At 68.0% G+C, this 6,535-nt stretch carries 5 protein-coding genes; 3 read left to right on the forward strand and 2 right to left on the reverse strand.

Annotated elements, in window-relative coordinates:
* Positions 1 to 30: 30 nt before the first annotated feature.
* Together ACFYY6_RS18490 and ACFYY6_RS18495 are read right to left on the reverse strand one after the other, a co-directional pair.
* Positions 31 to 2,727: a transglycosylase domain-containing protein gene (locus tag ACFYY6_RS18490; RefSeq protein ID WP_351525715.1), complete on the reverse strand. Its 2,697-nt coding sequence runs from the start codon at positions 2,725 to 2,727 to the stop codon at positions 31 to 33.
* Between the two features lie 7 nt (positions 2,728 to 2,734).
* Entirely contained in the window at positions 2,735 to 2,890 is a 156-nt protein-coding gene (locus ACFYY6_RS18495; RefSeq protein WP_158072100.1) for a hypothetical protein, read from the reverse strand.
* Between the two features lie 227 nt (positions 2,891 to 3,117).
* Between ACFYY6_RS18495 and ACFYY6_RS18500 the strand changes: the two genes are divergently transcribed.
* The 3 genes from ACFYY6_RS18500 (at position 3,118) to ACFYY6_RS18510 (ending at position 6,374) form a co-directional block, all read left to right on the forward strand.
* Entirely contained in the window at positions 3,118 to 3,825 is a 708-nt protein-coding gene (locus ACFYY6_RS18500) for a helix-turn-helix transcriptional regulator (RefSeq protein WP_351525716.1), read from the forward strand.
* Between the two features lie 61 nt (positions 3,826 to 3,886).
* Positions 3,887 to 4,969, forward strand: a complete 1,083-nt coding sequence (locus ACFYY6_RS18505) for an inositol-3-phosphate synthase (protein ID WP_351525717.1) — start codon at positions 3,887 to 3,889, stop codon at positions 4,967 to 4,969.
* Between the two features lie 124 nt (positions 4,970 to 5,093).
* Complete coding sequence (locus ACFYY6_RS18510) at positions 5,094 to 6,374, forward strand: MFS transporter (RefSeq protein ID WP_389194137.1); 1,281 nt, start codon at positions 5,094 to 5,096, stop codon at positions 6,372 to 6,374.
* The last annotated feature ends 161 nt before the right edge of the window (positions 6,375 to 6,535 follow it).

Here is a 6,535-nt window from a genome sequence, read left to right on the forward strand (position 1 = left end):
CGTGGGACGGTCCGGTGGATCAGGCGGGCGTCATCCGGCCGGACCGCCGAGCCAGCCGCCCGGCCCTCCGTTCCCGTTGCCGTTGCCGTTGCCGTTGCCGCCGTTGTCGCCGCCCGGCGGTTCGGTCATCGGCGGGCTGGTGTGGGGACCGCCGCCGTCTCCTCCGTTCGGGCCACCGTTGTTGGCTCCGCCGTTGTTGTTCTGGCAGTTCCAGTCCCATGCGCTGCAGGTCTCGGTGGGATCGGGCTGCGGCGGGGACGTGGTCGGCGTGGTCTCCTCGGAGGGGTCCTCCTCCCGCGTGGGCGTCGTATCGACCGTGGGCGTCGGGGTCGGGCTCTGCGCACCACCGCCGTAGACCTTCTCACCGATCGGCGTCGGCTCCGGGAAGGACTTGGCAGGCTTGCCGCGCATCGCCTCCGCCATGTAGTCGTGCCAGATCTGGGCCGGGAACGAGGCACCGTGGATCGACTTCTCGCCGCCCGTGCCGTACATCTCCTCGAACTTGCGGTTCTTGTTGTTCTCGTCGTCGTCCAGCCGGTACATGCTGATGGCCGTCGACAGCTGCGGGGTGTAGCCGACGAACCAGGCCGACTTGTTGCCGTCCGTCGTACCCGTCTTGCCCGCCACGTCACGGCCGGGAAGCTTCGCGGGGGTACCGGTCCCGCGCTCGACGACGTTCTTCAGGACGTCGGTGACGTTGTCGGCGATGGCGTTGTCGAAGGCGCGCTTGGGGGCGCCCTCGTGCCGGTAGATGGTCTCGCCCCGGTACTTCACCTCGGTCACGGAGAAGGGCTCGCGCTGCTGGCCGCTGGCCGCGAAGGTCGCGTATGCGCCGGCCATGCGGATCACGCTGGGCGAGGACGTGCCGATGGAGAACGACGGCACGTGCCAGTCGGCCATGTTGTTGTCGTCCTTGAGCCCGGCGGCGATGGCGATGTCCTTCACCTTGTCGGTGCCGACGTCCATGCCGAGCTGCACGTACGGGGAGTTGGCGGACCACTGCATCGCCTCGCGGAGCGTGATGTTGCCCCGCGACTCCTCACCGTCGTTGGCCTGCAGCCACTGCTTCCCGTCCTCGTCGGTCCAGATCTGACCGTCGTACTTCTTGATCTTCAGGTTGTGGTCGGCGTTGTAGATGCTCAGCGGGGAGACCTTCTGGCGCTCCGACGGACCTTGGTCCTCGCCGAGCGAGGGATCGCGCTTGCCGTACTCCATCGCCGCCGCCAGCACGAACGGCTTGAAGGTCGAACCGACCTGCGCACCCGTGGGGTCGGCGTTGTTGGTGAAGTGCTTGGTCGCGTCCTGACCGCCGTAGATCGCCTTGATGGCGCCGGTCCCGGGCTCCACCGACCCGCCGCCGAACTGGACGTGGGTGTCAGTCTTGGGGCGCTGGTCCGGCTTGATCTTGCTGTCGTAGACCTTCTTGACGGCGGCTTCGAGCTGCTCGACCTGCTTCCGGTTGAAGGTGGTGTGGATCTCGTAGCCACCCTGGGCGAGCATCTCCGCCGTGACGCCGTCCTTGTTGTTGTTGAGGAAGTACTTCTTGGCCAGGTCGACCAGGTAACCGACCTGACCGCCCAGCTGCGCGTCCTTCCGCGGCGGCTTGGGATCCGGGAACTTGGTGTACTTGGCGCGTTCCGTCGCCGAGAGGCGCCCGTCCTTCACCTCCTCGTCGAGGATCCACTTCCAGCGCTTCACGGCCCGGTCGGTGTTCGCCTCCTTGGTCGCCTGTTCGTCGATCTCGGGGGCACCGGCCGGGTCGTAGTAGGTCGCGCCCTTGAGCAGCGTGGCGAGGAACGCGCACTCGCTCGCGTTCAGGTCCGTGGCGTCCTTGCCGTAGTACGTACGGGCCGCCGCCTGGATCCCCGACGCGCCGCGACCGTAGTAGGAGACATTGAGGTAGTCGGTGATGATGTCCCTCTTCTTCATCTCCCTGGTGACCTTGAGCGTGATGAGAAGTTCCTCGAACTTCCGGCTCAGGGTCTGCTCCTGGGATAGCCGCGAGTTCTTCACGTACTGCTGCGTGATCGTCGAACCGCCCTGCACCTCACCGCCGGTGGCCATGTTGAACAGGGCACGGCCGATCCCCATGGGGTCGATGCCCCAGTCGGTCTCGAAGGTCTTGTTCTCGGCAGAGATGACCGCGTTCCGCATGGCCTCGGGGATCTGCTCGTAGCTGATCTCCTGACGGTTGACCTCGCCGCCGGTGGCGACCATCTGGGTGCCGTTGTCCCAGAAGTAGACGTTGTTCTGGGCCTTCGCGGCCTTGTTCACCTCGGGCAGGCCGACCATCGCGTAGGCGATGCCGCCGAGCCCCAGCATCAGACCGAAGAAGCCGGCACAGAGGCCAGACGCCAGCTTCCACGACGGCACCCAGCGGCCCACCCCGGACTTCCCGGCGCGCGGGTAGTCGATGAACCGCTTCTTCACCGGACGCTGACCGGCCCGGCCGCGCCCCCGGCCCGGACCCTCGTGCCCGCCGTTCCCGCCGGTCCCGCGACGACGGCCCCCGCCGCCGCCCCCACGGCCTCCGCCGCGCTGGGCGGCTCGTCTGGCCGCGGCACGGCCGCCGTACGGGCTGTCCCCGCCGTGCGCATCGGAAGATGACTCCGATGTCACTCCGCGTGACGGAGCGGCTCGGCGTCCGGAGGACTGCTGGGCGGCTCGTCTGGCCGCTGCACGCCCCCCGCCCTGCGGTTGCGGCGGTTTGCGACGGTGCTCGCTCATGGAACGACTACTCCTCGGGCAGGCGAGAACGCCTGGAAGCGGCAGTTGAGATCCGGTCCCCCGACTTACGGACCAGCCCGGCGACGAGCTCGTCCACCATGCGTCCGGCTGGGCCGTCATGACGGACGCGCGCGGGCGTCTCGCGGTCACCGGTGGTCTGCATGCCGCACAGACTACGCACGGTCAAAACCCTCCTAGGACCGAACTTCACCTCAAACAACGCAAGTCGGTGCCTACGAATTCGCGATGTGACGCCGTTCACCATGCCCACCCTTGTCGCGACGCAAAGGCCGATCTATCGTCGTGATGTATCGAGTCGATACATCAGCTCGGTACATCGACCCGGCACAGGGCTCCGCGGAAGCACCGGGGAAGCAGAAGGAGGCGAAGATGAGCAGGCGCTCAGGCATCCTCGAATTCGCCGTTCTCGGTCTGCTCCGCGAATCCCCCATGCACGGGTACGAGCTGCGCAAACGTCTCAACACTTCGTTGGGGATCTTCCGCGCCTTCAGCTACGGCACGCTCTATCCCTGCCTCAAGACGCTGGTCGCCAACGGCTGGTTGATCGAGGAGCCGGGGGGCGCCCCGGCTGATCTCCCGCCCTCGGTCGGGCGTCCGGTCGCCCCCGCCTCCTCGTTGGCCGGGCGCCGGGCCAAGATCGTCTACCGGCTCACGGCGGAAGGTAAGGAGCACTTCGAGGAACTGCTCTCGCACACCGGCCCCGACTCCTGGGAGGACGAGCACTTCGCAGCCCGCTTCGCCTTCTTCGGGCAGACGGAGCGCGAGGTGCGGATGCGGGTGCTGGAAGGACGGCGCAGCCGACTGGAAGAGCGCCTGGAGAAGATGCGCGCCTCTCTGGCCCGCACGCGCGAGCGCCTCGACGACTACACGCTTGAGCTGCAGCGACACGGCATGGAGTCCGTGGAGCGCGAAGTGCGCTGGCTGAACGAGCTCATCGAGAGCGAGCGGTCGGGACGGGATCAGCGACGATCCTCGCCCGGGGGCGACGCTCAGCAGGACACCGCAGGAGAGCCGGACGGCCTGCCCCGGCACCGGGGTGACACCCGGCCGGATCCGTCCGACGACACCTCACAGTGAGGTCCCCGCAGATCCGCGGGGCCTCATCCGGAACAACCATTACACACAGGGAGCAACCGGAATGGGTTCGGTTCGCGTAGCCATCGTCGGCGTGGGCAACTGCGCCGCCTCGCTGGTCCAGGGCGTCGAGTACTACAAGGACGCCGACCCGGCCGGCAAGGTGCCCGGCCTGATGCACGTCCAGTTCGGCGACTACCACGTGCGGGACGTCGAGTTCGTCGCCGCCTTCGACGTCGACGCGAAGAAGGTCGGGCTCGACCTCGCGGACGCCATCGGTGCCAGCGAGAACAACACCATCAAGCTGTGCGACGTGCCGAGCACCGGTGTCACCGTCCAGCGCGGCCACACCCTCGACGGTCTGGGCAAGTACTACCGCCAGACCATCGAGGAGTCGTCCGAGGAAGCGGTCGACGTGGTCCAGGTCCTCAAGGACCGCGAGGTCGACGTTCTCGTCTGCTACCTCCCGGTCGGCTCCGAGGCCGCGGCGAAGTTCTACGCCCAGTGCGCCATCGACGCCAAGGTCGCGTTCGTCAACGCCCTCCCGGTCTTCATCGCCGGCACCAAGGAGTGGGCGGACAAGTTCACCGAGGCCGGTGTCCCGATCGTCGGCGACGACATCAAGTCCCAGGTCGGCGCCACCATCACGCACCGCGTGATGGCGAAGCTCTTCGAGGACCGGGGCGTCATCCTGGACCGCACGATGCAGCTGAACGTCGGCGGCAACATGGACTTCAAGAACATGCTCGAGCGTGAGCGCCTGGAGTCCAAGAAGATCTCCAAGACGCAGGCGGTCACCTCGCAGATCCGTGACCGCGAGCTGGGCGAGAACAACGTCCACATCGGCCCGTCGGACTACGTGGCCTGGCTGGACGACCGCAAGTGGGCGTACGTACGCCTTGAGGGCCGGGCCTTCGGCGACGTTCCGCTGAACCTCGAGTACAAGCTCGAGGTCTGGGACTCGCCGAACTCCGCGGGTGTCATCATCGACGCGCTCCGCGCCGCGAAGATCGCCAAGGACCGCGGTATCGGCGGCCCGATCCTCTCGGCGTCCTCCTACTTCATGAAGTCCCCGCCGGTCCAGTACTTCGACGACGAGGCCCGCGAGAACGTCGAGAAGTTCATCAGGGGCGAGGTCTCCAACTGACGCGACCGGACACGGCGCGTCAGCGCGGTCTGCTGAGGAGCGGCAACGTGCCTCTCGTTCCGCACCGTTGAGGGTCCCCGGGCATTCCGCCCGGGGACCCTCAACATATGTGACCCTTGATCGCATGCCAGTCGTAGGTGATCTGCGCGTACTCCTGCGCCTTCGGAACTTCCGTCGTCTGCTCGCCGTACGGCTCCTCTCCCAGTCGGCCGACGGCGTCTACCAGGTCGCGCTGGCGTCATACGTCGTCTTCTCCCCCGAGAGCCAGGCATCGGCGACCGCCATCGCCTCCGCGATGGCCGTCCTGCTGCTGCCCTACTCGCTCGTCGGCCCCTTTGCCGGGGTCCTGCTGGACCGCTGGCCGCGCCGCCAGGTCTTTCTGTACGGCAACGTGCTGCGCGCCGCGCTCGCCTGCTGCACCGCGTTCCTGATCCTCGGCTCGGCACCGGATTGGCTCTTCTACACCTCCGCGCTCTGCGTCACCGCGGTCAACCGGTTCGTACTGGCCGGGCTCTCGGCCGCGCTGCCGCGAGTCGTCGACAGCGAGCGGCTGATCCTGGCCAACTCGCTCTCGCCGACCGCGGGCACGCTCGCGGCCACGGCGGGCGGTGGCCTCGCCTTCGCCGTGCGACTGGCACTCGCCGACTCCGACGCGGCGGTGGTACTGCTGGGCGCCGCACTCTATCTCGCCTCGGCCCTGGCGTCTCTGAGTCTGGCCACCCGACTCCTCGGACCGGATCGGGACGAGCACCGGGTCCGACTGCGAACGGCGATGGCCGTCACGACTCGTGGGCTCGTCGAAGGGCTGCGTCATCTGTCGGAGCGGAGGCATGCCGCCCGGGCACTGGCCGCCATGACCGTGATCCGCTTCTGCTACGGCGCGCTGACCGTGATGGTGCTCATGCTGTGCCGGTACGCCTGGTCCAGCAGCGACTCCGAAGGGCTCGCCCTGCTCGGACTGGCGGTGGCCGTGTCGGGCGCGGGGTTCTTCGCCGCGGCGGTGGTGACGCCCTGGGCGGTGGGGCGGCTCGGACGGTTCCGCTGGATGGCGATGTGCGCGGCGGCCGCCGCGGTTCTCGAACCCGCGCTGGGGTTGTGGTTCCTTCCCGTACCGATGCTCGTCGCCGCCTTCGTCCTCGGACTCGTGACCCAGGGAGCGAAGATCGCGACGGACACGGTGGTACAGACCTCGGTGGACGATGCCTTCCGCGGGCGGGTCTTCTCCCTCTATGACGTGCTGTTCAACGTGGCCTTCGTCGGAGCCGCAGCGGTCTCCGCCGCGCTGCTGCCACCCGACGGGCGGTCGACCCCCGTGGTGATCGGAGCGGCTGCACTGTACGCCGTCACCGCCGTACTGCTGTCCCGGTGGAGGCACACCGACAACGCGCTCCGAATCGGCCGGTAGAAGCAAGGGGTGCTGTTTCACGTGAAACAGCACCCCTCTGTCGGGGGGGGGGGGGGTTGTGGGGGGATAAGTAAGAACGCACACCAGAGTAGAGGGCGGGCCGGCCAGACCCCCCCCCGCCGCGCGGCGCGGGCGCTAGCCGCGGGGGGGCGCCCCCCCCC

Origin of the sequence: Streptomyces sp. NPDC001750, assembly GCF_042892615.1 — a bacterium.
Taxonomy (GTDB): Bacteria; Actinomycetota; Actinomycetes; order Streptomycetales; family Streptomycetaceae; genus Streptomyces.